This window comes from Streptomyces sp. NPDC055140 (assembly GCF_053607285.1).
In genome coordinates, this window is the sequence record NZ_JBSGTG010000027.1 from 59,954 (window position 1) to 84,917 (window position 24,964).

Annotated in this window: 20 protein-coding genes and 6 pseudogenes; 9 read left to right on the forward strand and 17 right to left on the reverse strand. The window is 69.8% G+C overall.

The window, feature by feature from the left end:
- Positions 1-8: 8 nt before the first annotated feature.
- The 7 genes from ACWFR4_RS36955 to ACWFR4_RS36985 all read right to left on the reverse strand — a co-directional run bounded on the left by ACWFR4_RS36955 (position 9) and on the right by ACWFR4_RS36985 (position 10,571).
- Complete coding sequence (locus ACWFR4_RS36955; RefSeq protein WP_453656206.1) at positions 9-905, reverse strand: ROK family protein; 897 nt, start codon at positions 903-905, stop codon at positions 9-11.
- Positions 902-2,575, reverse strand: a complete 1,674-nt coding sequence (locus ACWFR4_RS36960) for a class I mannose-6-phosphate isomerase (protein ID WP_453656207.1) — start codon at positions 2,573-2,575, stop codon at positions 902-904. Before ACWFR4_RS36960 ends, ACWFR4_RS36955 begins: the two co-directional genes overlap by 4 nt.
- 24 nt (positions 2,576-2,599) lie before the next feature.
- Entirely contained in the window at positions 2,600-5,767 is a 3,168-nt protein-coding gene (locus ACWFR4_RS36965; RefSeq protein WP_453656208.1) for a glycoside hydrolase family 38 N-terminal domain-containing protein, read from the reverse strand.
- A 36-nt stretch (positions 5,768-5,803) separates the two neighbouring features.
- Positions 5,804-6,616, reverse strand: coding sequence for a carbohydrate ABC transporter permease (locus ACWFR4_RS36970; RefSeq protein ID WP_453656209.1), 813 nt, complete (start codon positions 6,614-6,616; stop codon positions 5,804-5,806).
- A gap of 30 nt (positions 6,617-6,646) precedes the next feature.
- On the reverse strand, positions 6,647-7,624 hold the full coding sequence (locus ACWFR4_RS36975; RefSeq protein ID WP_453656210.1) for a carbohydrate ABC transporter permease: 978 nt from the start codon (positions 7,622-7,624) through the stop codon (positions 6,647-6,649).
- Positions 7,621-8,973, reverse strand: a complete 1,353-nt coding sequence (locus ACWFR4_RS36980; RefSeq protein ID WP_453656211.1) for an ABC transporter substrate-binding protein — start codon at positions 8,971-8,973, stop codon at positions 7,621-7,623. Before ACWFR4_RS36980 ends, ACWFR4_RS36975 begins: the two co-directional genes overlap by 4 nt.
- 497 nt (positions 8,974-9,470) lie before the next feature.
- A complete protein-coding gene (locus ACWFR4_RS36985) occupies positions 9,471-10,571 on the reverse strand; it encodes a PP2C family protein-serine/threonine phosphatase (RefSeq protein ID WP_453656212.1) in 1,101 nt (366 codons plus the stop codon).
- Between the two features lie 61 nt (positions 10,572-10,632).
- Here ACWFR4_RS36985 and ACWFR4_RS36990 point away from each other — a divergent pair, with 61 nt between their 5' ends.
- Positions 10,633-10,971 (forward strand): anthrone oxygenase family protein, encoded by a 339-nt coding sequence (locus ACWFR4_RS36990; protein ID WP_453656213.1) that lies wholly within the window; start codon positions 10,633-10,635, stop codon positions 10,969-10,971.
- Between the two features lie 524 nt (positions 10,972-11,495).
- On the opposite strand, the gene ACWFR4_RS36995 is transcribed toward ACWFR4_RS36990, so the two are convergent.
- On the reverse strand, positions 11,496-11,675 hold the full coding sequence (locus ACWFR4_RS36995; RefSeq protein ID WP_389532208.1) for a hypothetical protein: 180 nt from the start codon (positions 11,673-11,675) through the stop codon (positions 11,496-11,498).
- A 331-nt stretch (positions 11,676-12,006) separates the two neighbouring features.
- On the opposite strand from ACWFR4_RS36995, the gene ACWFR4_RS37000 reads away from it, so the two are divergent.
- Positions 12,007-12,342 (forward strand): UBP-type zinc finger domain-containing protein, encoded by a 336-nt coding sequence (locus ACWFR4_RS37000; RefSeq protein WP_453656214.1) that lies wholly within the window; start codon positions 12,007-12,009, stop codon positions 12,340-12,342.
- A gap of 180 nt (positions 12,343-12,522) precedes the next feature.
- Here the strand turns inward: ACWFR4_RS37000 and ACWFR4_RS37005 are convergent, their stop codons facing one another.
- Both ACWFR4_RS37005 and ACWFR4_RS37010 read right to left on the reverse strand, forming a co-directional pair.
- A complete protein-coding gene (locus tag ACWFR4_RS37005; RefSeq protein ID WP_453656215.1) occupies positions 12,523-12,654 on the reverse strand; it encodes a hypothetical protein in 132 nt (43 codons plus the stop codon).
- Between the two features lie 497 nt (positions 12,655-13,151).
- A complete protein-coding gene (locus tag ACWFR4_RS37010; protein ID WP_453656216.1) occupies positions 13,152-13,985 on the reverse strand; it encodes an alpha/beta fold hydrolase in 834 nt (277 codons plus the stop codon).
- Positions 13,986-14,041: 56 nt separating this feature from the next.
- Here ACWFR4_RS37010 and ACWFR4_RS37015 point away from each other — a divergent pair, with 56 nt between their 5' ends.
- Positions 14,042-14,503, forward strand: a complete 462-nt coding sequence (locus ACWFR4_RS37015; RefSeq protein ID WP_453656260.1) for a MarR family winged helix-turn-helix transcriptional regulator — start codon at positions 14,042-14,044, stop codon at positions 14,501-14,503.
- Between the two features lie 197 nt (positions 14,504-14,700).
- Positions 14,701-14,826, forward strand: a pseudogene (locus tag ACWFR4_RS37020) (IS630 family transposase); the annotation flags it as partial.
- A gap of 296 nt (positions 14,827-15,122) precedes the next feature.
- Here ACWFR4_RS37020 and ACWFR4_RS37025 read toward each other — a convergent pair.
- The gene (locus ACWFR4_RS37025; protein WP_453656217.1) at positions 15,123-15,743 is read right to left on the reverse strand and encodes a hypothetical protein; all 621 of its coding nucleotides are present in this window, start codon (positions 15,741-15,743) and stop codon (positions 15,123-15,125) included.
- A gap of 353 nt (positions 15,744-16,096) precedes the next feature.
- On the opposite strand from ACWFR4_RS37025, the gene ACWFR4_RS37030 reads away from it, so the two are divergent.
- The gene (locus ACWFR4_RS37030) at positions 16,097-16,348 is read left to right on the forward strand and encodes a hypothetical protein (protein WP_453656218.1); all 252 of its coding nucleotides are present in this window, start codon (positions 16,097-16,099) and stop codon (positions 16,346-16,348) included.
- A 267-nt stretch (positions 16,349-16,615) separates the two neighbouring features.
- On the opposite strand, the pseudogene ACWFR4_RS37035 reads toward ACWFR4_RS37030, so the two are convergent.
- The 6 genes and pseudogenes from ACWFR4_RS37035 to ACWFR4_RS37060 form a co-directional block, all read right to left on the reverse strand.
- A pseudogene (locus ACWFR4_RS37035) lies at positions 16,616-16,940 on the reverse strand (cellulose binding domain-containing protein); the annotation flags it as partial.
- A 62-nt stretch (positions 16,941-17,002) separates the two neighbouring features.
- The gene (locus ACWFR4_RS37040; protein ID WP_453656219.1) at positions 17,003-18,238 is read right to left on the reverse strand and encodes an RNA-guided endonuclease InsQ/TnpB family protein; all 1,236 of its coding nucleotides are present in this window, start codon (positions 18,236-18,238) and stop codon (positions 17,003-17,005) included.
- 39 nt (positions 18,239-18,277) lie between these two features.
- Positions 18,278-18,789, reverse strand: a pseudogene (locus tag ACWFR4_RS37045) (glycoside hydrolase family 6 protein); the annotation flags it as partial.
- A gap of 83 nt (positions 18,790-18,872) precedes the next feature.
- A pseudogene (locus tag ACWFR4_RS37050) lies at positions 18,873-19,179 on the reverse strand (cellulose binding domain-containing protein); the annotation flags it as partial.
- An 870-nt stretch (positions 19,180-20,049) separates the two neighbouring features.
- Complete coding sequence (gene snpA / locus ACWFR4_RS37055) at positions 20,050-20,724, reverse strand: snapalysin (protein WP_453656220.1); 675 nt, start codon at positions 20,722-20,724, stop codon at positions 20,050-20,052.
- A gap of 509 nt (positions 20,725-21,233) precedes the next feature.
- A pseudogene (locus tag ACWFR4_RS37060) lies at positions 21,234-21,492 on the reverse strand (polyphosphate kinase 2); the annotation flags it as partial.
- 280 nt (positions 21,493-21,772) lie between these two features.
- On the opposite strand from ACWFR4_RS37060, the gene ACWFR4_RS37065 reads away from it, so the two are divergent.
- The 4 genes and pseudogenes from ACWFR4_RS37065 (at position 21,773) to tnpB (ending at position 24,892) form a co-directional block, all read left to right on the forward strand.
- Entirely contained in the window at positions 21,773-22,318 is a 546-nt protein-coding gene (locus ACWFR4_RS37065) for an AAA family ATPase (protein ID WP_453656221.1), read from the forward strand.
- Between the two features lie 157 nt (positions 22,319-22,475).
- Positions 22,476-22,706 (forward strand): annotated as a pseudogene (locus tag ACWFR4_RS37070) (ISAzo13 family transposase); the annotation flags it as partial.
- Positions 22,707-22,862: 156 nt separating this feature from the next.
- Positions 22,863-23,438, forward strand: a complete 576-nt coding sequence (locus ACWFR4_RS37075) for an IS607 family transposase (protein WP_453469688.1) — start codon at positions 22,863-22,865, stop codon at positions 23,436-23,438.
- A complete protein-coding gene (tnpB, locus tag ACWFR4_RS37080; RefSeq protein WP_453656222.1) occupies positions 23,435-24,892 on the forward strand; it encodes an IS607 family element RNA-guided endonuclease TnpB in 1,458 nt (485 codons plus the stop codon). The genes ACWFR4_RS37075 and tnpB overlap by 4 nt, the downstream gene beginning before the upstream one ends.
- Positions 24,893-24,964: the final 72 nt, after the last annotated feature.

Genomic DNA, 24,964 nt, shown 5'->3' on the forward strand with positions numbered 1-24,964 from the left:
GCTCTCCTTCACTCGCGGGCGGCGACGGCGCGCGCCGCGCCGACCAGTGCGGCGTCCCCGGCGAGCCCGGCCGGCCGCACCGCACGAGTATGCCTCCCTTCCGCGCCGGCCTGGTCCGGTACCGGCCAACCGCTGTCTGCGAGGCCCGCGTTCAGGGCGGGCGCGACCAGGTCCCAGGAGCGGGCCATCGAACCGCCGACGACGACGGCCGACGCCCCGAACGCGGCGAGCCGGGGTCCGAGGACCCGGCCGAGCGCCCCGAACGCCTCGTCGAGGACGTGCCGGGCCCGCTGCTGCCCGGCCCTGGCCCGTTCGGCGATGTCGCGCACGTCGGCGGCCGGATCGCCGAACCGGGCGAGGATGGCCCGCCGCGACACGGTTTCCTCCAGCGGCGCCCCGTCCAGCCGCGTCAGGTCCATGCGGCCCTCCGGCGGTATCCCGGGCCCCCGGTCGAGGATCCGGCCCTCGGCGAGGAACGCGGAGCCGACGCCCGTGCCGAGGGTGATGCCGACGGCCCGGGGGTGACCGCGCGCCGCCCCCGCGAACCATTCTCCGATCAAGAACGCGTGGGCGTCGTTGAGGAAGACGACGTCGGCGGGACGCCGGCGCAGACCGCGGAGCAGGTCGGCGCGGACGTCCGTCCCGTACAGCGCCGCGAACTTGCCGACGTCGGCGAAGAGCGCGATCCCCTTCGCGTAGTCGAACGGGCCCGGTACGGCGACGCCCCAGCGGGCCCCGGCCGGGGCGTCGACGGCGTCGGCGCAGGCCCGGACGACGCAGAGGATCTCCCCTGCGGACCCGTCCGGGTCGAGCGGCCGGTCGGTGCGGTGTGCGATCCGGCCGCTCGCGAGGTCGACGAGGGCGGCGGTGACGTGGGTGCCGCCGACCTCAATGACGGGGATCACCGGACGAGGGCCTTCACCACCCGCACCGGCCGGTCGCCCGTGGCGCGCAGCCGGTAGCGGCCGACGGCGGCGGGCACGGTCAGCGTCTCGGCGAACGCGAGGTCGTACCGGTCACCCGCCTCGGTGAGCACGCCGACGCCGTCGCCCTCGACGACGTTGAGGACGTGGAACCGCCCCGCGGTGTCGTCGTCGGCTTGGGCGCCCGTGTCGAGGGTGTAGCGCCGGACCTCGTAGAACATTTCGTCGAGGGCGCCGACGACCTCCTCGCGCCAACCCTCGCCCTCGCGCAGGGTGCGCGGGCGGGGGACGAGCTCGCGGGCGACGGCCTCGCCGCGCCGCCCGGTCTCCAGGTTGGCGAAGCCGTGCTCGTAGGGCAGCGGGCGCGGGTTGCCGTCGGCGTCGGGGCGCAGCCAGTCGTAGAAGCGCAGGCTGTACAGGTACGGGGTGGCGCTGATCTCCAGGACCAGGTTGCCGGCCCCGCTGGCGTGGGGGGTGCCCGCCGGGATCATGTACAACTGGCCCCGCTCGGCGGGGAAGGCGTGGACGTGGTCCTCGGGGTCCATGGGGACGCCGTGGGTGGCGGCCTGTTCGACCTGCTTGCGGAAGACGTCGACGTCGGCGTCCTCGCGCAGGCCGAGGAAGACCTTCGCCTCGTCGCCGCCGAGCGTCATGTAGTACGTCTCGTGCTGGGTGTAGGGCCAGCCGAACCGCTCGCGCATGTACGGCTCTTTGGGGTGGCAGTGCAGCGAGAGGTTGCCGCCGGCGACGGTGTCGAGGTAGTCGAAGCGGATCGGGAACGAGGTGCCGAACCGGGCGTGCACGTCGGCGCCGAGCACGGCCTCGGGTTCGAGGACGCACATCAGCTGGAACGGCACCTCGGCCTGCGCGTCGGGTCCGGTGCCGACGAGGATGCCCGCCTCGGGGGCGATGAGCTCGTAGCCGAGGGCGGTGTTGCGGGCTTCGGGGTTGAAGCCGAGTTCGTTCTGGGCCCAATGGCCGCCCCACGGAGTGGAGTTGAAGTAGGGGCGGGTGCGGACGGGCCCGCGGGCGAGCCGTGCGTACGTGGCGCGCAGACCTGGCCCGTCGATCCACACAGGGTGTTGGGGGTCCTGCACGTCGAGCCAGGCACCGAGGCGGGGCGCGAGGGCGTCGCGGTGCCGGTCGAGCATCGGCCAGTCGGTGTAGAACAGCCGCTTGAGGTCGGGCTTTTCGGCCGGCAGGCCGAGGTTGGTGCCGGGGGTGCCTGCGGCGGCGGCGGCCTCCGCGTACCGCTTGGGCACGTCGGCGTACCAGAGCACGTCGTGGTCGACGAGCGCGGCGCCTGGCCCGTAGACGATCACGAGGCCGCCGCCGCCGTCGTGCGGGGTGGGGTGCGGCAGGGTGGCGAACAGGTCGTCGAGCGGGTTGCCGGCGAGCGAGCCGAAGTAGGGGTCGTCGTCCGTGTCGCCGATGCGGCGCGCCTCGGTGGGCGGCGCGTAGTGGGCGCGGACGTCCACCAAGGTGTCCGTCGTGCGGGCGAGGCGGGCGGCGAGCAGGTCCCAGTCGACGGTCGGGGGGCCGTCGACGGCGAGCACCGCCGGTGCGGGCGGCAGGTGCGCGGCCGCCGCCGCCCAGCCGGCCGCGAGGGCGGCCTGCGGGGCGGGGGCGTGGCGCGGGTCGAGCCGGTACACGAAGTCTCCTTTACGCAAAGGGTGTCAGCGGCGGAAGAGGACCGCGGCGGTGCCCAACGCGGGCACCTCGACGGTCAACTGGCCCTCGTGTACGGCCAGTTCACCGGTGATGCGTCCGTGGTAGTCGGCGGCATGTCCGGCGGTCACGTCGAACAGGGCGCGTACCGGGCAGGCGATGGGTTCCTCGGCGAACGACTGCAGGCGCAGCAGCATGGTGCCCTCGGACGGGGTGGTGGCGCCGACGAGCCGTACGCGCGGGTCGCCGATCGTCGCGAACGCCAGCGTGTCGGGCGCCTGGTCGGACTCCGGGCCGCGGGCGCGCACCGCGTGCAGCGGGCGGGAGCCGCCGCCCGCGGCGGTGCGCGGGCCGAGTCCTGCCGCGTCGGACGCGCACGCCACGCTGTAGCGGAACGCGAACTCGAAGCCTTGCCGGCTGGGGAAGTTGGTGTCCCACAGGTTGTTGTGGATCCACGAGTAGACCGTGGCCGGTTCCTCGTGGTCCATCGACTTGGGGAACGGGGCGTAGGGCAGGGCGATGGTGCCGAACTGGACGAGCGGCGCGTCCTGGCTGGCCCAGCCCACGGCGAGCCCGTCCTCCTGGAGGGTGACCCAGCGGCGGATCGCCCGCATGTGCTGGGCGGAGCCGGGAACGACGGGCAGCCCGGTGCCGGTGGCGCCGCCGGACGCCTCCATGCGCACGACGGGCTCCTCAAAGGCGAACGGGAACGCGAAGTAGGCGCTCTCCTTGCCCATCGTGGCGTCCTTGTCCACCAGGTTCTCGATGTCGAGGCGGCCGACGCCGTGCGGCAGGGTCAGCGTGGTGCGCACCCGGTTGGCGCCGGCGGGACGGGTCTCGTACGTGAGGATCTCGGCGGTCACCGTGGTGCGACGGGCGATGAGCGCGGCGGGCGGGGCGACCGAGCGGCGGCCGAGGTGTTCGAGACGGTCGGACGCGGTGGTGCGGCTGGAGTTGTGGTTGAAGCCCCCGGCCGTGGTGTAGCTGTCGTGGATGTAGGCGTTGAAACCGGTGATGGCGTCGGCGCGGACCAGTTCGCGGCCGGTCGACTTGTCGATGACGGAGGCGATGCAGGCGCCGGCCAGGTCGACGCGGACGGCGAGGTGGTCGTTCTCCAGCAGCAACGGGTCGTGCAGGGCGTGCGCGGCGGCGGAAGTGCGGGCCGGGTCCTCGCGCTCAGTGCCGCCGGTCGGGTTCCAGCCCGTGGCGTCCTTGACACGCTCCCGCACCTCGGGCCCGGTCCCGCTGCCCGGCACGGCGCGTATGTCGAGCCGGACCGATCCGGCCGGCGGCACGTCGACGACGCGTACGAGGAGGAACCGGCCCGCGTCCCGGTGCGTGTCGTTGACCTGCGCCTGCTCCTCGTGCGGCAGCTGTGCGCCGGTACGGGCGTCGTGCACGGTCACCTCCTGCTCCAGCGGCACGCTGGATTCGGGCAGGAAGATCCGGGCGACCTCGGTGCGCGCCCAGGAGCAGGTGTTGACCACGTGGTAGGCAGCCGTCGCCCCGGCCGGCCGGGCCAGGCGCTGGCCCAGGCGTGCCGAGGCCCGGTTCAACAGGGAGTTGCCGTCGTCGTGGCCGCGCAGCGCCTGCCCGTACTTCCAGTGCCACTGCTGCTCGCCGGAGTGGCCGTGGTCGTGGCCGTGCGTCCAGGGGTCGCCCGCGCCCCAGGTGTGCTCGTCGAACAGGGACACCGCCTCGTACACGCCGGCCGCGTCGCGGGTGTCGTCGGCGGCTCCGGACGCGCCGAGGACACCGGCGAATGTGCCGAGCGTCTGGGCGTCGGCGACGGCGGACTGGGCGGTGCGGGCCATGGACAGCGGGTGGGCGCCGGAACCGACACCGTCCACCCACCAGTCCGTCCAGTCGCCCTCGAAGGTCTGGATACGGTCGCCGAGGCGGGCCTCGGCGTCGGTGAAGAAGTCCTCGTTGCGGGACAGGCGCAGCTGAGGGTAGGCCCAGGTCTCGTTCCAGCGCCGGACGGTGTCGGCGATGACGCGGCGGGGCGGGGCGTTGTCACCGAACTTGCCCTGCACGCGCAGGTGCAGCACGTCCCACGGGTAGGGCTCGCGCTTGATCTCGTTCTCGTCCATGGCCCAGCCGAAGACGCCGCCGCGGTACGGGTAGGGGTGGGTGGCGAGCGAGGTCAGATAGGCGGGCAGCAGGTCGTCGACGCTGGAGTAGTCGGTGTCGAATCCGAGGAGCGGGCCCTCCATGTAGGCGAGGCCGTGCGGGGTGTCGGTCATCCACACGAGCACACTCTTGCCGCTGGGGGCGCGCCAGCGGAACAGGCGCGGCAGCTTCTCGCCGCCGACCAGGTGCGGCACCGAGCGCCCCGCCCAGTTGTGCGCCACGGACAGGTACTTGACGCCCGCGTCGCTGAGCGCGTCGACGAGGCCGACGACGGAGCCGGGCACGTCGGTCTGCATGGCGGAGGTGAGGTCGACGCCGTACTCGTCGCGGATCTGGTGGGCCAGGCCGAGGAGTTCGTGCAGCTCGTCGGTGGAGCAGGTCTCGGTGTGCAGGTTGAAGGGCATCGCGGTCAGTTCGATACGGCCCTCGCGCACCCGGCGTACGAACGCCTCGACCTGCTCGCGCGGGCGGGCCTCGGCCCACTGCTTGAACGACCACAGCGATTCCACGCACCAGCGGAACCGCGACTCGGGCTCCCAGTCGTCGGTGGCCTCCGTCAGCTCCAGGCACGAGTCGAGGAAGGAGAGGTGCTCGGCGAGGACATGACCCTGCGGGTCGGTGTAGCCGATGTCGAGGTGCGAGTGGTGGACGAGGTGGATGGTCCACTCGCGCTGCGGGGTGAGCGTCACGTCGATGCCGTCGGCGCCGCCCGGCAGGGCGACGGTGATCCGCTGCGGCTCGTCGACGGCCGGGAGCAGGAGGCGTACGGAGCCGTCGGGTCCCGCGATCCGCTCGGCGGGCAGTTCGGCACCGGCGGCAAAGCGCACGGTGAGGGTGTCCGGGACGCGGGAGCCGCGCACGGCGTCGACGCGCAGCGACTGCAGCAGGCCGCCGGCATCGCTGCGGCGCATCAACGGTTCGACCGTGAGCCGCAGTTCGGCCCCGCCGAGAGCACCCTCGGCGCTCACCACGGAGTCGCGCAGGCTGTCGCGGATGCGGTCGTTGTCCCAGTCGGTGGTACGGACGAGGGCCCGTGTGGTCATGCCGAATCTCCAAATCGAGGCTGCGGAAGGGGAACGTCAGCGGGCGGTCGCGGCGACGCCGCGCAGGAAGAGACCGCGGAACGTCAGGAAGACGACGAGGGTGGGCACGGAGACGATGAGGGCGCCGGCCAGGATGACGGGCGGGCCCGAGGACGCGTACGAGTTGTTGAGGTTGCTCAACGTGGCCATCACCGGCTGGACGTCGGGGCTGCGGCTGAGGGTGATGCCGAACAGCAGGTCGTTCCAGACGGCGGTGAACTGGAAGATGAACGCGGCGCCGAGGCTGGAGGCCATCAGCGGGATGTGGATGCGCCAGAAGATCCGCCAGAACGAGGCCCCGTCGAGCATGGCGGCCTCGGTGACCTCGGGCGGCATCGTGGTCATCTGGTTGCGGACGAGGAAGAAGGCGAACGGCACGGCGTAGGCGACGTACACGAGCATGAGGCCGAGGCGGGTGTCATAGAGGTTGCCGTCGGCGTACATGCCGAACAGCGGCGCCAGGAACATCTGCAGCGGGAACAAGGTCCCGGAGTAGATCAGCCAGAACCAGAACGCGGGCTTGGGCAGGGGCAGCACCACCACCGCGAACGCGGCCATCGCCGCGATGAGCACGCCGGCGCCGCCGCACACCACCGCGTACATCAGGGACTGAAGGAACGAGTGGCCGATGCCGGCCTTGGTCCAGGCGGTCGAGAGGTTGTCCCACAGCGCGAAGCCGTGCGAGGTCCAGGACGCGTTGCCGGTGTACGACGCCACGGGGGTGAGGGCGTTGACGACGAGCAGATAGACGGGGACGAGCCAGAGCACGACCGTGCCGGCGACGAAGAGATTGCGGAAGGTCCTTCCCACGGGATGTCACTCCTTGTCGAGCGGCTCGGGTCAGCGCGGGGACGTGCCGGCCATCTGCCGCCGCAGGTACAGCCAGGAGCAGGCGACGACGATGACGGACAGGACGAGGGCGATGGCGGAGCCATAGCCGACGTGGAACAGGAGGAACGCCTCGCGGTACATGGTCAGCGCGAGCGTCTCCGAGGAGCGGGCGGGCCCGCCCTGCGTGAGGATCCACACCATGTCGAACGCCTTGAGACTGTTGACGACGGCCATGCCGACCACGACGACGCTCATGGAGCGCAGTTGGGGCAGCGTGATGTGGCGGAACATGCGCCAGCCGGTGGCCCCGTCGAGTTCCGCGGCCTCGATGGTGTCGCGCGGGATGGCGCGCAGACCGATGGCGAACAGGACGACGTTCAGGCCGGTGGCCTGCCAGGTGCTCGCCACGATCATGGAGAGCGTGTTGGCCGGCCACTCCAGGAGCCAGGGCCGGGCCAGCGAGTCGAGGCCGACGGAGCGCAGCACCTGGTTGAGGGTGCCGTCGGAGGTGAGGATGAATTTCCACAGGACGGCGGTGGCCGCTCCCGAGATCGCGTACGGCAGGACGACGACGAGCTGCGCGATCCGGCCCAGGCGCATCCGGTGGGTGGCGACCGCGATGGCCAGTCCGACGAGCACGGGCAGCAGCAGGGTGCCGACCACCCACAGCACGGTGTTGAGCAGCGACCGGCCGAAGATCGGGTCGTCGATCAGCCGCGTGTAGTTGTCCAGACCGACGTAGTGGCTGGTGAAGCCGTTGTCGTCGAAGAAGCTGCCGTAGACGCTGCGGATGAACGGATAGACGAGCAGCACCCCGACGAACAGCACCGCGGGCAGTGCCCACGGGACGGCGGCCAGTGGTCCGCCCATCCGGCCGGAACCGGTTTCCGCGGCGGCCTGGTGGGGTGTGCGGGTGGGGATGCGGCGGCGGGCCCGGCCCGGCTTCACGGGGGTGGCCGCGGCACCGGCACCAACGGCGCTGCTCATGCGTCGGCCTCCTTCCACACCTTCCAGGCCTCGTCGGCCCGGCCCTGCATCGTCGTGAGGGTCTTGCGGTACGCGGACGGGTTGAGCAGGAATCCGGCCAGGTCGTCGACGGTGGACTCGACGAGTTCGGGCGGGCCCAGCTCCCAGAAGCGGTTGAGCAGGCGCAGCTTGCCGTGGCGGGCCGTCTCGGCGACACCGGCGATCATCGCGTTGGCGGGCGGCACGAGCGGGTTGGGGCTGCCGTCCTGGAGGGTGTGTGAGAACGCCTTGGCCACCTTCGGGTGCAGCCAGGCCCCGCTCGCGCGCAGCGCCTCTGTGTGGTCGGGCCCTTTGACCGTGCAGACCAGGGCGCTCGACTCGAAGATCATGGCCGCCTTGGCCTTCGGGTTCTGCATCGGCAGCACGAACGTGTCGACGTTCTCGCCGATCTTCCCGCCGACGCCGGTGAACGAGGTGCCGAGCCAGGTGGCACCGGGCACCATGCCGACCTTGCCGTGCACCATGGCCGCGGCGGCGGTGGCCTGGTCCATGTCGAGCGAGGTGAACCAGCCCTTGTCGGCGAAGGAGGCGATGGTGCGCATGGCGCGTTCGGTGCGCGGATCGGTGTACCGGGCGCGGCCGTTCATGAGGTCGTCGTAGAACTGCGGGTCCTGGCGGCTGAGCATCTCCTGGAACCAGATGAACGAGGGCCAGCGCCCGGACGTCGTGGCGTGCAGCGGGGTGATGCCCGCGCGCTTGAGGCGGTCAGCCGCCTCCAGGAACGCGTCCCAGGTGGTGGGCTTGGTCAGGCCGTGGTCCCGGAAGACGGCCGGGTTGTAGTAGAAGACCCAGTAGGCGAGGTTCATCGGAAGGCCGTGGACGCGGCCCCGGTAGGTGAACGCGGAGCGCAGCGAGGGGTCGACCCAGCCTTGGCGCTCGGCTCTCTCCCACTCCTTCTCCAGCTCGACGATGCCGCCGGTGCGGGCGAGGTCCTGGAGCCGGTAACCGGACCAGTACTTCAGCAGGTCAGGCGTCTTGCTGGTGCGCAGCGAGGACTTGACGACCTGCTCAAAGGACTCCAGCGACGGGATGACCTCGGGCACGAGCCGGACGTCGTCGACCGAGCGCATCGCGGCGCCCGCGGCCTTGAGCGGGGCGGCCCAGCCCGGGTTGTCGCCGTGCAGCGCCACCTTGCCGGGCGGCTCGCCGGCGGCGGTGCCGCACGCGGCGAGCAGGGGCGTGGCAGCGGTCGTGGCGGCACCGGCGACGGCGGCGCGCAGCAGCCCTCGGCGGCTCGGGCGGGCGGCAGCAGCCGCTGTCGCGGGGATCGGGAACTTCCGTGCGGAAACGGGTGGGTGACGGCTTGTCATGGGGCGGCTCCCTCAGGCATGTTCAAGCCAGTGGTATCGTTAACACGCGCTGATCGGAGTCTGGGTGCGGAGGTGGGACCGAGTCAATGCCCGTGCGGCGCCTCTTCTGCGAGACGCCGCAGAACTGCGGTTATGCCCCCCAGGGCTGTCAAACCCCGGGTCTCGTAGCGGCGTTTACCATCCCCCGAAATGCTGGCCATCCATGCGAACGGAAATCATCTGCTGGGGTGGCGGAAGGAGCCGGCGCCTGATCCCCGCAGGGGATCCGCCGGCCATAAGCCGGTAAACGGGTTGGTGAGTTCGGTCAGGAACCCGTGGGTGACGACCGACCTCGAAACGACCCGACGCCCGGTCAATCGCATCGTCGGTGATGTGCCGACCCTGCCCGAGAGCGACCGCACCACCCTCCTGGCCACCGAGTCATGGCTGAAGGTGGCCGGGTGGGAGGCAGGGCCGGTGTGTTGCCTGTCGCCCGGCACCGACCTGGCGCGGGGTGCCTACTCGCCTGTCCAGGTGAGCGCGAGGAGCGCCGCGTCGTCGTGTGTGTCGTCCCCGCTGTGGTCGAGGGCGTCTGTCTGGATCCAGTCGAGAAGGGGGCCCGGGCCGGTGGGCCCGGGTTGGGTTCGCGCGTAGTGGGTGAGGCGGCGGGTGAGCGGGTAGAAGTCACCAGCCGCGTCGCGGGCCTCGGCAAGGCCGTCCGTGTACATCAGGAGGGTGTCGCCGGGCCGGAGACGAGTGGCGGGGGCCCCGGCCGGGTCGGCCGAGGGCGCCAGGCCGCGCAGGCCCAGAGGCAGTCCCCAGGCTGAGGGAAGTTCGGACACGGTGTCGCTGCGCAGGATGAGCGGCGCCGGGTGCCCGCACGACAGCGCATGCGTGAGGCCGCCGGGGTGGAGCTCGACCAGGAACGCGGTGACGAACGCCTCGGTGTCGATCAGGCTGCGCCGCAGGCTGATTTCGAGTCGGTCGGTCAGACTGTCGAGAGTAGGGCAGTCGTAGGCGGCCTCGTGGAACGAACCGAGGACAACGGCGGCTGTGGCCACAGCGCCCAGACCCTTGCCGCGGACATCGCCAATCAGAGCGCGGACACCGAAGTCGGTGTTCACGACGGCGTACAGGTCACCTCCAATGCGGGCGAACTGGGCGGCGGCGCGGTAGTCGGCCGCGATGCGAAAGGGGCCGAGACCCGTGGGCGGCGGGCGCAGCACCGCGCGTTGGGCAGTCTCGGCGACGGAGGTGACCTTCCGCAGCCGGGAGGATTCGCGTCCGCGCTGGCGGACCACGAAGCAGGCCGCGGTCGCGATGACGAGGGTCGCCACAGTGGTGCCGCTCGCGGCGGCGATGCGCCCGTCGAACGGGAGGAAAGCCCAGCGGGTTGCGGTCACCACCACGGCCGAACTGATGATCATTGGTGGGGAGAAAGCCAGCGCGACGAGGGCGGGGATCGCGACCAGGACTGAAGGGAAGTGCAAGGACGGCGAGGTGCTCATCTGCATGCCGACCACGAGGGCGTAGAGCAGGACGGCCGTCCCCAGCGTCACGCCAGGGGTCACCCAGGTTGCTGTCGGCGGGCTGTCGGCCGCACCGTTGCGCGTCGGCACTCGCCGTTCTCCTCCAGGTCGTTACTGCCTGCTGTCGTGAAGCCCGGTTCCCTGTTCGAGGGTGGGCCGGCCGGGAGGCGGCATTTATGATCTCGCAGCCGCGGCGGGCCGGCAGGTCCGCCGCGCCGAGAAAAGCCTGCGCGGGCTCCTTATGGATGCCGGTGGGCTGGTGACCCTGGCGCCGGCGGCGGTCGCCACGTTCGCTCTCGTCTTTCTCGCCTTTGGGGCTCGGGCGAAGATGCGTTGGCTCGCGCTGGCCGCGCTCGTGCTGATGGTCCTGGGGGTCGCCGTGACCTCAAGCATCAATCTGCCGATCAACAGCGACCAACTCGATTGGTCTGTCCGCACGCCCCCGCCGACCGGGCGCACGAGCGGAACCAATGGCAACTCGCCCACGTGAACCACACCATGGCCGCGATTTCTACCTTCCTCATCCTGGCCGCGGCAATGGCATTCCGCCCGAACGTGAGGGCGGACCGTTCCAAGGACGCGCCTGCTGCGCTCTGTCCTGACTCGTACGCGCTGCGGTGACGCCATACGTATGGGGACTTCGGAACGGGCGGGCTGCGTCGGGTGATCAGTCGGACGATGGGGGAGTCGTCCCGGGCGGTCGTCCAGGATTCTCGTCGACTGTGTCGGAGCATCACTTGTGGGGCTGCGATGTCGGGCGCAGGAACTGGGTCATTGCCGCGACGGCGGCCCGCACCTGGCCTGCCCCCGTGCATCACCCCGTGACGCGTCCTGCGGCGGACGTGTTCACGCATCATGAGTTCCGCGCCGCTGCCCTCCTTGGCGAGGATGAGGTCGAGTACGTGGTCCATGTGGCTCACCGAAAGCCGCCTCGCCCACCGCGCCACGGTGGAGGGGCGCGGTCGTCGACGAGGCCGGTGCAGCGTCCCTGCGCTGCCGCTCATGAACCGTGGATCACCGTCTGCGGGACCTGCCACGCCCCCAGCCGCCGCCGATTCCGGCCACGTGCAGGGCCAACGCGGTCAGGCCGAGCAGCATGACGTTCACAGACGAGAACACATCGTTGGTCGCGATGTCTGCGGCATTGATGAGGAACGAGATGAAGAAGAGGACGGCTGCGACGATCGCGAGCATGAGAGGAACTCCTGTTCTCGATTGGGTAACGTCCTTGTTCCCCCGTTCCGCACACCCATCCTCCAACTCGACCTAGTTGCCGCGGTGTTGGCCGGCCCGAGGGCGCCTCGGTCAGACGTCGCGCCCAGCACTCTCGGTCCACCATGACCGGCAGGTGCTCGGGCACACCGCGGCTTGAGACGGTGCCCTGTCGTCCCGTGGAGCGGAACGGGCATCGGTGTTCTCGCGGATCGAGTTCGCGAGCCGCGCCGGATCGATGGAACCTGTACGACGTCACCGACCTCGCGCGCGGGGAGCCGGTCCCAGCGCCGAGCAGACGATCTGGAGGATCATGACTGGGTGGAAAGTGGCGTTCGACGCCGGGCGGCCACAGGGTCGCACCTGCGTGCACGCACAGGACGCGCCGCCGTACGGGCCCGTGGCGGACAGCCCCGGCTGCGTGGACTGTGTAGAGGAAGGCACCACCTGGGTTCATCTGCGTGCCTGCCTGACGTGCGGCCGTGTGGGCTGCTGCGACAGCTCACGCAGGAAACACGCCGCGGCGCACGCCCGGCAATCCGGGCATGCGCTGGCTCGGTCGATCGAGAGGGGCGAGACATGGGCGTGGTGCTACGAGGACGAACTGTTCCTCACACCGGACGGCGCCGGGCCAGAAGCAGGCGTGTGACCGGCGAAGGCTCGGCCGGCAAGAAGCGCGCCGGCCGACGGGCACCCAGGTGGGCAGCCGTCTGCTGACCGGCGCCGGAGCGAAACGCCCCGTCAGGCGAGGACCGGGGACATCGCGTCGGCGAGCGGAGTGGAGGCCGGCCGATCGGGCGGGGCAGGTCGCCTCGCTGCCTTCGGCGAGTCAGCGCGCGACACCGGCGACATCCACGTCGACCAGCAGCGTGGCCACCGCTTCCGGCAGGCCCGCGCTGCGCAGGACGTCCGTGTAGGCGTCACCCGGTAGGTCCGTGTGGGTGACCGTCCGGCCCGACAAGTGCGTCAGTTCGGCGGCGTAGTCGGCGAGGGGCCAGGCCTCGACACCACTGCGTTCTTACGCCGTGTTCTCGTGGCCGTCTTGGGTGAGGACGACCACTGCCGCTGCCGCCAGGTCCCGGCGGGTCGCGGACCCGGGTTGCATCGGGTCCGACAAGCGGACTGGCTGTGAAGTGATCACGCGCCCGGCAGGCGCGGTCGAGCGGCAGTGACGGTTTTGGCGCGACTGCGGGCCAAGGCGAGGTGGGATGAGTCGGGCGGCACGCGCGTCCGGCCTCGGTGCGCACCCAGCCTGTCGGGCTGAAGGTGTCAGGCGTGTTGTCGGCGTACACATGCGTGATGCCCGCAGTCGCTGGAATGGGCCCGTACATGCCGTACGCCTCCGAATGCTCCCGCTTCGGCGCTGCGACTGGCTGATGATCCGTCATGCGCGCGACTGCCTCTGAGCGGCCGATGGAGCGGCGCCTGAGGACGTGACAGACATGGCGTTCGGCACTGTCAGCCCAGGAAGTCCAGGAGCTGGTCGTTCAGCTGTTTCGGCGCGGTGAGTGGCAGGGAGTGGTGGGTGGCTGCGGGGAGCAAGGCCACCTTGCCCAGCTTGAGCGTTCGGCGGGCTCGGCCGGCGACCGTGACGACGCGGTGGGCGCGGCTGTGCTCCGCCAGGAGGACCAGGACCGGCATGTTGAGGTCGGCGGCCCGGGGACGGCCGCCGACGACGAGCCTACGGCCGGGAACGGTGGTGGCCAGCGCATAGAGGCGCTGCCAGGTCTCGTCCGGTTGGCTGTCTGCCGTCTCCCAGGCCAGGAACGTGTGAGCGCGGGCCTGGCTCGGGCGGATCAGGGCGGGCAGGGCGCGCAGCAGGTAGCCGAGGCGGAACCCGGCGAAGACCTGGGTCGGGTCGATCAGGGCGAGGCGGTCGACCCGTTGCGGTGCGTGCAGTGCGTACCTGGCGGCGAGCCAGGCGCCGTACGAATGGCCGCACAGGTGCGTGTGGGCGAGCTCGAGCCCGCCCAGCAGCGCGTCCAGCCAGGCCATCAGATCGTCGGCCCTCTTCAACGGTGTGCCACTGCGTTCAGTGCGGCCGGCGTCCCCCAACAGGTCAACCGCATGGACCCGGAATCGCTCACCGAGGGCCGGTGCGTTGGCGAACCAGACCAGGCCGGTGGCAGAGCCGCCGGGCAGCAGGACCAGTGGCATGCCGTCTGCCGGGCCGTACACGTGGACCCGGGTGCGGCCGTAGGGCGTAGCGATGTCGCGCTCCTCGGTGGACTGGGGCCAGCGGGCGAGAAGGTTGTCGTAGGCGAGGTCGAAGGCGGACCGGGACACCAGCATTCCTCTCGTTGAGCGATAATCTCGTTCAGCGAGATATTATTCAGGAGCCCGAGGGAATGTGCATGGACGATCAGAGTCCGGTGATGCGGTTGGTTCACCTACTACGTGCGGTCACCGTGGAGTTCGACCTGCTCGGCGCGGAGTTCGCCTCCCGCCATGGGTTGCATCCCACCGATGTGCGAGCGTTGATCCACCTGCTGGACGCGGCACGGGCCGGTACCCGGGCCACGCCTGGATGGCTTGGCGAGCAGCTGCGCCTGAACTCCGCCGGGACCACCGCCTTGGTGGATCGGCTGGAGCGGCTCGGACTGGTCCGGCGCAGCAGGGACACGACCGATCGGCGACGCGTGTTGCTGGAGGTGGAGGAAAAGGCCACGGAGCTCGGGTGGACCTTCTTCGGGCCCATGATCGGCGAGTTGGTGGTGGCCGCGGAAGGCTTCGAGGCCGACGAGTTGGAGACGGTGCGTCGCTTTCTGACCGCGGTACTCGAGTCCGCCGGACGGTCACGTTCTGCCTGACAGAGCCTCGGTGCGGCGGCCTGACGGGTCCAGTGCTGCATGACGGAGCGTCAGTACCCTGTCTGCTCCACGTCTGCGTCGACACCAGACGGCAAGGCCGTGGCGCACCGCAAAGTACAGCCACACGGTCGCCGGACCCCGATTCCGTGGAGCCAGTTCTGCCACGGGCCCGCGCCCCACGCTTTGAGCGACTCGTCCTGTGGTGGCCCATCGCCAACGCCCGCCACCGCGATGTCCTGGCCGCCGAACGCAAGGAACGCGCCCGCATCCGAAGCGAGAACGGCATCCGCTGGTGCGGACGCCCACTCACGGCCGCGGCCTGATCAAAACGCTCCGGGCGGTCACACCATCAGCGCTGCGTGCAGTCTCGTGGGCGCCATGGTGGTAGGGGAGTCCACTGGCATCGCTCGCCAGGAAATCCCGCCCGCGACCAGGTAGCGCACCGCGTCCAGCAGCTGCCGGTGACAGTAGCCCTCGGGCCGCCCGGTCCCGGAACCACGCCACCACCGGAAGCAACGGCCGGATGGCCGCCTGTTCCGCGTCCGACCCATCCGAGGGATACATCGTCGGCCGGGTGATCCTGATGAGGCGGGCGCCCGACACGGGTGGAAGCCGGCCATCAGTCACTCGGCGGCTGGGCGCGCAGCCCCGCTTGCCGCAGGCCGATCGCCGCCAGATCGGCGATGACCTGCTCGTCTCCGCGCCGCCAAGCCTCCGCGAGACCGCCGGGTGGCGTGGGCAGCGCTTCGAGTTCGCGCTGCGAGCCGACGAGGACGCGTAGCGCGAGGAGGTCGGCGCCGCCCGGATCAGCGGCGAGGCGCCCGGTGACCGCGCTGCGGCGGATCCAGCGCAGGCGCGGGGGCAGCCACAGCAACAGCACGAACACCACCGGGATGACGATCAAGGCGACTGTGGTCAGCGTCGCCACGTGGCCCACCGTGTCCTGGAGCGAACGACCTGCGTCGGCCAGCCCGGTGCCGGCCTCGGCGGCGGACCGGAGCGGCTTCTTCAACTGGCCTCCGACGAACGGAACCTTCGAGGCGGCTTCGCCCGCGTCGACGAGCCCGTGGGAGAGGCTGTTGCCGGCGCTTTCCGCCTTGCGGCCCGGATCGGCCAGTCGCCCGATCACGTCGTGCACGGCCAAGGCCACCTTCACCACGGCGTAGATCAGGGCCGCCGCGATCAGGTCTGCGATGACCTGGCGGCTCCGACGCGCCGGGGTCTGGGCGTAGAGGCGCATGGGGCGTGCTCCTTGTCCGGTAAGGCATCGGCGGTCGGCGGCTACTCGTACGGCTACCCCGATCGGGAGGGCGGGACGCAGTTCCCACCGTCGGCCCATGGGCATTCAGCGGATTCTTGCGAGGAACCCCGAGCATCACGCCAAGGAGAAACCGCGTCCACGGGGTGCGATGCGGAGCGTCGCCGTGATGTGCCGCAGGCCATGCCGACTGCGGAGCGGCCGGGAGGCGTTCCGGCGGAGCCGGGCTACGGCGGTGTGCGCGGGGAGGGGCGGGTGTCGCTCGTTCGGGTGAGGTGGAGCGAACGTGTGGTGGGTCTTCATCCAGGTGTATAGGTTCGCCGATCGCGAAGCTGATGGTGCGGGTGAAGCTGCTGCCGACGCCCGTACAGGCGGCGGCACTTGAGGCCACCCTGCGTGCTTGCAACGAGGCCGCCACGTGGGCCGCGTCCGTCGCGTTCGAGAAGGAGGCGCGACGTGTACTGGAGCTCCGTAAGCACACCTATGCCGAGATCCGGGTCAGGTGGGGGCTGGGTGCGCAGGCCGCCCAGCACGCGATCAAGAAGACCTGCGACACCTACACCACCTTGAAGGCGAACCGTTCGTAACGGCCGGTACGGGCGGTCCGGCACGAAGCGTCACGCCCGGGCCTCGGGCCAGGCGTGGGACAGGACGCAAACCCAGCACCACAACCAGTGGCGCCCGTTGTGCAAGCCCAGGACTTTTAGTCCCGGGTCGTTGACCGTGATGCTCCAGGTGCCGCGGCCGCAGCACGACAGGCGTCGCCCCCGCCACCGCGAGACGCATGCGGCGACGGGGGCGGCGGGACCAACAGGGGCGCATCAGGGCCGTGAGGCCGGTCAGGTCGGGTCCGGTCAGGGCGCGGTGCCCCAGCTCAGGGTGCCTCCCACGTACACGCCGATCTTCGACGCGTCTGCGTACGCCGTGTTCGTGGAGCGGCTGTAGTCGTCGGCCTCGTTGAAGTTCGACCAGTCGGTCTTGTTGAAGCGCAACTGCATCTCTCCGGTCGAGGCCCCCGCCGCCAGGGTGCCGGCTGCCGAAGCCGACCTCCAGGTAGTGGCTGGCCCCGGCGGCCGGGCTGCCGGAGGCCGTCACGTTCTGGGTCAGGGCGCCGCAGCCCAGTACCGCGTAGTCACAGGCGGTGCTGAAGGCACTCGCACCGGCCTCGGGGGTGAACCATTGACATGCGCCTCGGGCTGAAGCCCGAGGATTCTGGCCGTCCCGTACGGGAAGCTGTGCCGCTACGCGGCACGGTTTTCGGTACCGGATTCCGTGGCTTCCTGTTTCTTCACACCGCGCCTTGCCCCCGGTGATGCTGGGGGTTTGGTCTTACCGACGCTCCGCAGACTCGAACCGCCTTGTCCGGCGGCTTTGACGTTCTTCGCGGCGTTGATGTCGCGATCGTGCAGGGTGTCGCAGGCGGGGCAGGTCCACTCCCGCACGGACAACGGTTTGGGTCCGTCGAGATGTCCGCAGGCGGAGCAGGTGCGGGTGGTCGGGGTGAACCGGCCGATCCGTACGAACTCGCGCCCGTACCGCTTCGCCTTGTACTCCAGCATGTCGACGAACTGGGACCAGCCCGCGTCCTGCACGCTCTTGGCCAGCCTCGTGCGCGCGAGTCCGTTGACCGCCAGGTTCTCCACGACCACCGTTTGGTTCTCACGGATGATCCGGGTGGAAAGTTGATGGTGGAACTCTCTGCGCGCGTCAGCGACTTGGGCGTGGGCGCGGGCGACTTTCAGCCGGGCCTTCGCACGGTTCTTCGATCCCTTCTGTTTGCGGGACAGCTCCCGCTGGGCCTTCTTCAGCTTCTTCTCCGCACGGCGCAAAAACCGCGGGGAGTCGATCTTCGTGCCGTCGTCCAGGACCGCGAAGTGCGTGAGTCCGAGATCAATACCGGCGCAGGAGTCGGCGGCGGGCATCTTGGCGGCGTCGGCCACCGGGTCGGTGTCGATGACGAAGCTGGCGAAGTACCGGCCGGCCGCGTCCTTGATCACGGTCACCGTGGACGGCGCCGAGGGCAGGCTCCGCGACCACTTCACTCGCACCTCGCCGATCTTCGGCAGGGACAGCCGCCCACCCTCGGTGATCTTCCAGCGAGCGTTCGCGGTGAACCGGACCGCCTGCCGGGAATCCCTTCGGGAGCGGAAGGACGGCTCGCCCATCTTCGGCCCCTTGCGTTCCCCTTTGAGGGAGGCGAAGAAGTTGGCGTAGGCGGTATCCGCGTCCCGCAGTGCCTGCTGCAGTACCACCGCGGACACGTCACCGAGCCATGAGCGCTCGGGGCGTTGCTTCGCCTCGGTGATCAGCGACGTCGACAGGACCTTGGATGTGGGGTAGGGCTCCTTGGCGGCATGTGCGTCACGGCGGGCACGCACCGCGTCATTGAACACCACGCGTGCGCACCCGAACGCGCGTGCCAGCGCGGATCGTTGGCCGGGCTCCGGGTACAGGCGAAAGCTGTACCGAAGGTGCATGACCGTCACCCTACATACTGGAGATCACGCGGGCGGTAAGTTGCCGTTCGCCTTCATGGTCGCGCACTGGGTGGTGGATCCGGCGGTGCCGCCCGCGTTGGGTCGAGGATGTCGACAATGGGGTCGATGTACTCGGTCTTGTACCGGTCGAGTTCGGTAGGACCGAGTCCACCGTTGGAGGCCAGCGCGGCGCAGTCGCGTCCCGGGAGGTCGTAGATGACGACCTGGAAGAGGTTCGCGCCCTGGTCGAGTGCCTCGTCGAGGTGCTCACGCAGGCTCATCGCGTCGCCCCTGCCCTCGATGGCCGCGATGCGGTCCATCCAGACGAACGAGGGTTCGTCGGCGATTGCGCTGCCGCCCGGCTCCGCGGTGGCCTTGGCGGACCACTGCGGGTTCATATATGCCTTGGCTCCGGTGTACGGGTTGTCGAGGCGGGCCGCGGCGGAGGCCGGGGTGGGGACGGTCACGGCCAGGGCCGCTGCGATCGCCAGTGCGGAGAGTGCGGCGAACTTTCTGTGTATCTCGTGCCGGGTAGAACTTCGTGATCTCATGCGGCTCCGTATTCCTTTCCTGCGTGCTCCTTCGGGCACTCCCCGAAGGCGGGTCGAGAGGTTGCTCCGGGGCTCCGCGATGCTTACGGCTCGGTGCCCCGCACCAGGTCGCCGTCGACATAGATCCCGACGTGCGAGGCGTCGGTGAACGTGGCGTTGGTGGCACGGCTGTAGTCGTCGGCCTCGTCGAAGTTCGACCAGTCGGTCTTGCTCAGCCGCAGCTGGATCTCACCCGGTGGAGGCGCCCGCGGCCAGGCTGCCGCTGCCGAAGCCGACTTCCAGGTAGTGGTCTGCGCCGGCCTTCGGTGAACTCACGACGGCCACCCGGTGGGTGATGCTGGAGCAGCCGAGCGGGGACCAGTCACACCACGTGCCGTAGGTGGTCGCCCCGCAGCCATCCGGGCCCACGCCCCCGCCGTAATCCTCGAGCCGTCGGCGTGCACGGCTCCGCCCGGAGGGCGGTCCGGGCGGGCAGTGGCGGCATCGAGGCCGGTTGCGCGGGCGGGGGTGAGCGACATCAAGGGCCGCCAGGTCAGGGGCGGTTGGAAATGAAGGCGGTGTCGTCGTGCGGGTCCCCGTAGGCGTGGTGCGGCCGCCGGTATCAGGTGTCGGCGGCCGATCTGATCGCGGGGCACTGGCGGCTGTTTCGCAGGGCACCGCTCAAGGCGCCGTCCGATGATGGATTGAAAGCGCTTTCTGCCTACATAGGTACATGCAGCCCGAACAACGCGCACTGCTCATGGTTTCGTCTCGCCATGGAGGAGATCAGGTGATGACTGGAGACAAACAGTGACCACCACCGAGTCGGAATGGGCGGCCGTAGCGAAAGTGCTGGGCCGCAGCGGGGCGAGACCAGCCAGCACTGCATCTCGCGTCCCAAGCCAACGACGCTGCCGGATGCGAAGCCCAGCCGATCCCCGGTGGTACTGAAATTCGCCGACACCTCTGCAGCCGACCACGCTCAGAGGTTCCCAGGACTCGCCGCCGGGCGTTGCCGCTGGCTGACGGGGCACGGCACCTTCGCGCAGGTCCGGGATGCGGTTGTACGGGATGCCCGGGGAGACACCGAGCAGGTTGGCGATCGAGTTGATGGAGCGGCCCGGGTCGGGCAGCAGGTCGCCGGCGGCACGGATGAGCGCGGCGCACGGCCCGGCGAGCACACGTACGGACCGCGGCCCGGCGCCACGGTCCGTACCGGCGGTGCAGCGCTCAGGTGGTCAGCGGGCCTGGTTCACCGTGCGCGGGCCTGGTTCACCGTGCTCAGGGCCTGCGGGAGTCCGGGGCATGCGCGAGTCCAGCGGCCCACAGCTGGTCGACACGCGAGCGCTCGGTGGCGTTCGGGTAGCGGTTGGTGCAGGACGGGCCGGGGCCGCCGCCCGACATCAGCTCACTGCACGGCCCGCTGTAGTCGTCCGGCAGGCCCAGTACGTGCCCGGTCTCGTGGGTGGCGACGCGGACCGAGTCGTTCTGCCGGCTCTGGGTGTAGTCGAGGAAGACGTAGCCGCTTCCGTGGCCGTTGGTGGAGGCGTAGGACCCCTCTGGGTCGTTGCCCTCGCGGTAGGAGAAGTCGGCACCACTCGACGCTGGCTGGAGCTTGACGTTGGACTGAGAGCTGTTCCAGATCGAGGCCGCGCTCGATATCTGCGAACGGAAGCTCGGTGCCTGGGAGGCGTTGTAGTAAACGGTCACCGCCTGCGAGTTCGGCTGGGTGGCGCGCTTCTCGGCGACCGATTTGCGCACGGCCTCGAAGAACGCCTTGTTGTTCGCAGCCTCCTTGACCGACCCGGCGTACCGCGCCACGGAGGTACCGGCGGCAGCGGATGGGGTGGCGGCCGTCTGAGCGCTCGCCGGCACCGCCGCGCCCAGCGCGCTGGAGGCCAGACCCAGGCCGAGAGCGAGGGCAAGGAGCCTCGCGGACATTCGAGACGACTTCATATGGTGGGGTGCTCCTACTCGCTCGGTGACGCCGAGCGCCCGGTGCGTGGTCGACTCTGACTGAACTCCGGTTCCGAACTGCGGCGACGTCCTGTGAGTCGTCATTCTTAGAACGGCTCGACAGGGAGCACAATGGGTCCCGCCACTACGTCGCCTCGTAGGTCCCGGGACCTCGCCAGGGCGGTGTGCGGGTCTTCGGTCCGCACATGGCGGCAGGAGGGGAAGCTGTCGCGGCGTCAGAAGTGTTGCACCGCGGGGCAATGGGCGCGCGGGTCGGCCGGGCGGAATCCCGGGAGGCGCGACAGGATCCGAAATAGGGTCAATACGGACAAATGCTCAAATACCCGCCATGTCGCATCTACTAAGTGCGCCGGTTGGTTGGCGGAGCACTGTGGCCGATGTCATAGAACACGGACTTTCGTTCCTTTCGCGCCCCACCGGCCCCGGGTCGCCCCCAGAGAGTCGCCCTCGGCCCTGGGCGGCATCCCTCACCGCTGAGCCGCCGCCGCTCAGTCCTGATCAGGATGGCGGCCGGGCCCGCCGTGCAGTCCTGCGAGCGGCGTGGGGGCGAGGTCGGGGGTTCCTCGCCCGCCTCCAGCAGCGTGTCCGTCGCACCCACGATGAGCGGGTGCTGCTTCCCGACGACCGCGCAGCCCTTGGTCGGGTAGACGCACCGATCCAGCAGGCTGCGCATGGCCACCATCCGGCCGCGTCGTTTGTCGTTGTTCTTCACGAGGTCCACGGCGCGTGCGCGGTGTCCGTGGCCCGGCACCAAAATCAATCTCGGCGGCACTCTGTTCCTCATCACTCACACCCGGGCCGGGCACTCGGGGTGTTGTTGGCCTCGCGAGCGCTGTCCAGGGTGTGGGTGATGAGGATCGGACCCTCTCCAGGCACGCTCCTGGCTTCAGATTCGTTGGACCTTCGAGCGTGTGCGGCGCGTGGGCATTGGCGAGCGCGTGGGTGGAGTGGCCGTGGGCCGGCTCCGCGCATGCTCGGCGTCTCAGGGTCTGGTCCTGGCGTCTGAGAACTGTTGAAGGGAGAGCCTGTGATCGTCTGGGTGAACGGGGCATTCGGCAGCGGGAAGACCACCTTGGTGGAGGCGTTGCGTCTTCGACGGCCAGAGGCGCTGGTGTTCGATCCGGAGACGGTTGGATTCGTTCTACGCGAGGTCGTGGAGGTGCCGACCGGTGATTTTCAGGACTTGCGGCAGTGGCGGCGCCAGGTCGTCAACATGGCTGCGGGCCTGGTAGAGGAGTACCAGCGGCCTGTGCTGGTGCCGATGACACTGGCGAACCCGGCTTATCTGGATGAGATCTTCGGCGCCCTGAAGGACGCGGGCATTCCGGTTCACCACTTCTTCCTGAAGGTTCCTGAGGACGTACTGGTCCGGCGGATCGACGGGCGGAGCGTCACCCCTGATGATCCTGCGAAGGACGAGCGGATCCGTGACTGGTGCAAGTCCAAGATCGCGTCGTGTGTGGCCGCAGTCGATGCCTTGCCCAAGGAAACCGCGCTATTGGATGGCCAGTTGACGCCGCAGGAGCTGGCTGACGCTGTGCTCGCGCGAGTTGGCGCGGAGCCGCGCCCGTGATCGGAAGAACTGCGCAGGGCCCGGTGACCGCCAGGTCGCCAGGCCCTGGTGCCTCGGTGAGGATCAGCCGACCTCGGCTTCGGCTCGGGCTCGGGTGCAGTCGAAACTCGTGAGCATCACCCGACCGTGGATCTGGGCGCCTCCCAAACCTCGGTGACAGAGACGGGTCGTGGTCGCCATCCTCTAGCTGCGGAAACTGTGCCCCCTGGACGTCCTTGCCGATGCGCTGGGCGACGTGAGCAGGGCCTCGATCGGGAACGTCGGCCGAGAGATCCGGCCCCTGCTTGCGGGAGCGGGACTCCTCCCGTCTCCGGCTACCACCCGGTACCGCACCGCCTCCGATCTCCTCGCCGCCGCGGACGAGCACACCGACACACCAACAAGTTGATTCTTCACGGCTTCCACAGGTGCGGCATCGCTGACCCGAGGTACCGCGCAGGCTTGTGCCGATCACATCGACCAGGCCGGAATGTGCGTGAGGGCTACCAACTGTTGCGTGATTCATCATTGAATCTCAGCTTTTCTCATGTGTTATCTTGATTGTGTGAAGCTTTCCGAGTGGGCGGCGCGCAATGGCGTGCACTACCAGACCGCGTGGACGTGGGCGAAAGAGGGCCGTATGCCGGTCCCGGTGCGCCAGACGCCGTCCGGCACGTGGCTGGTCGACGAGCCCGCTTCGGAGGTGTCTGGCCGCGTCGTGGCGTACTGCCGAGTGTCGTCGGCGGACCAGAAGTCGGACCTTGACGGGCAGGTGGCCCGCGTGGTCCAGGGGGCCACTGGTCTTGGCCTGCCGGTCGCGGAGGTCGTGACCGAGGTCGGCTCGGGACTGACCGGTCGCCGACGCAAGCTGCACCGGGTTCTGTCAGACCCGCAGGCGGTGGTGATCGTGGTCGAGCATCGAGACCGGCTGGCCCAATTCGGCGTCGAGCACCTCGAAGCCGTCTTGTCCGCGTCCGGGCGGCGCCTGGTTGTCCTCGACCCCGCCGAGAGCGCCGATGACCTGGTGCGCGACGTCACCGAGGTGTTGACGTCGATGTGTGCCCGCTTGTACGGGCGGCGGGGGGCGAAGAACCGGGCCGCCCGCTCGGTGGCCGTGGCGGTCGGTGAGGCTGCCGGGTGAAGAAGTTCCGGCCGCAGCCCGGGTTCGTGGTTAAGGCGTACCGGTTCGCTCTGGACCCGAACGGTGCCCAGGAGCGGGCACTGCACTCGCATTGCGGTGCGGCACGGGCCGCCTACAACTGGGCGGTTGCCTGGATCGAGGCGTCGTGGTGGCAGCGCAAGGCCGAATCCACCTACGGCATCCCGCAGGAGCAGTTGACCCAGTGGCGGCCGTGGTCGTTGCCGTCGCTGCGCAAGGCGTTCAACGCCGCCAAGCACACCGACCCCAGATTCGCGCACTGGTGGGCAGAGAACTCTAAGGAGGCGTACTCCACCGGGCTGGCCAACGCGTCGGCCGCGTTCGACAACTACTCCAAGTCCAAGCAGGGCAAGCGCCACGGCCGGAAGATGGGTGCGCCGCGGTTCAAGTCGAAGCGGAAAGCGCGCCTGTCCTGCCGGTTCACCACCGGCACCATCCGTGCCGATGCCGACGGCCGGCACGTCACGCTGCCGAGGCTGGGCACGATCCGCACCTGTGAGTCCACCGTCAAACTCCTCACCCGCGTCCAGGCCGAAAAGGCCCGGGTTCTGTCCGCAACTGTGCGGCACGAGCGGGGGCGCTGGTTCGTCTCCTTCCAGGTAGAGGTGAAGCAGGACCTCGGCCGGGTCGCCCGGCCGGAGGCGGCGGTCGGGATCGATCTCGGTGTGAAGACCCTCGCTGTCATGGCCGAGGGCACCGGCGAGATCCGCGTTGTCGCCAACCCTGGGCACTACGACCGGGCACGCAAGCAGCTGCGCCGCGCCTGCCGCGTCGTCTCCCGACGCCAGGGCCCTAACCGGCGCACCGGACAAGGGCCCTCGAAGCGGTGGGAGAAGGCCAACGCCGCCCGCAATCGGGTTCACCACCGGGTGGCGAACCTGCGCGAAGACGCCCTGCACAAGCTCACCACGAGCATTGCGGCCGAGTACGGCACCGTCGTCGTCGAGGACCTCAACGTCGCCGGGATGCTCCGCAACCGGCGTCTGGCCCGCCGGATCGCCGACGCCGGGTTCGGCGAGATCCGCCGCCAGCTCGGCTACAAGACCCGCCAGCGCCACGCCACCCGCCTCGTGGTTGCCGACCGCTGGTACCCATCCTCCAAGACCTGTTCCGGGTGCGGCGTAGTGAAAGCCAAGCTGCCGCTGCACGTTCGGACCTACGAATGCGACGCCTGCGGCCTGGTCATCGACCGGGACGAGAACGCCGCACTCAACCTCGCAGCCCTCGCGGCAGCCGCAGTAACTGGTACCGGAGTGGCCGGAGACCAGGACACCGCCCCGGCGGCGTCGAAGCCTCGTGGAGCCGACCGTAAGACCCGCGCAACCGCCCGCAGCCGAAAGGCCACGGGCGGGCGGGCAGGTGGCGCAACCCTGCCGCATCAACGGCAGACGGAAACGAGAGACCGTACTCAAGCCGAAGCGCTCACGCTTTGGTGATGAGACGGACCTTCCGGGCCGCAATGCCCGGAATGCTGAGAGCTACTGAGGCTCTGAGCAACGGATGACGGA

Bases quoted from the DNA above. Each gene is read 5' to 3' on its own strand.
- ACWFR4_RS36965 (WP_453656208.1), bottom strand. From the start codon at position 5,767: ATGACCACACGGGCCCTCGTCCGTACCACCGACTGGGACAACGACCGC.
- ACWFR4_RS36975 (WP_453656210.1), bottom strand. From the start codon at position 7,624: ATGAGCAGCGCCGTTGGTGCCGGTGCCGCGGCCACCCCCGTGAAGCCG.
- ACWFR4_RS36980 (WP_453656211.1), bottom strand. From the start codon at position 8,973: ATGACAAGCCGTCACCCACCCGTTTCCGCACGGAAGTTCCCGATCCCC.
- ACWFR4_RS36995 (WP_389532208.1), bottom strand. From the start codon at position 11,675: ATGCTCGCGATCGTCGCAGCCGTCCTCTTCTTCATCTCGTTCCTCATC.
- ACWFR4_RS37000 (WP_453656214.1), top strand. From the start codon at position 12,007: ATGACTGGGTGGAAAGTGGCGTTCGACGCCGGGCGGCCACAGGGTCGC.
- ACWFR4_RS37010 (WP_453656216.1), bottom strand. From the start codon at position 13,985: ATGCTGGTGTCCCGGTCCGCCTTCGACCTCGCCTACGACAACCTTCTC.
- ACWFR4_RS37015 (WP_453656260.1), top strand. From the start codon at position 14,042: ATGTGCATGGACGATCAGAGTCCGGTGATGCGGTTGGTTCACCTACTA.
- ACWFR4_RS37025 (WP_453656217.1), bottom strand. From the start codon at position 15,743: ATGCGCCTCTACGCCCAGACCCCGGCGCGTCGGAGCCGCCAGGTCATC.
- ACWFR4_RS37030 (WP_453656218.1), top strand. From the start codon at position 16,097: ATGGTGCGGGTGAAGCTGCTGCCGACGCCCGTACAGGCGGCGGCACTT.
- ACWFR4_RS37040 (WP_453656219.1), bottom strand. From the start codon at position 18,238: ATGCACCTTCGGTACAGCTTTCGCCTGTACCCGGAGCCCGGCCAACGA.
- snpA (WP_453656220.1), bottom strand. From the start codon at position 20,724: ATGAAGTCGTCTCGAATGTCCGCGAGGCTCCTTGCCCTCGCTCTCGGC.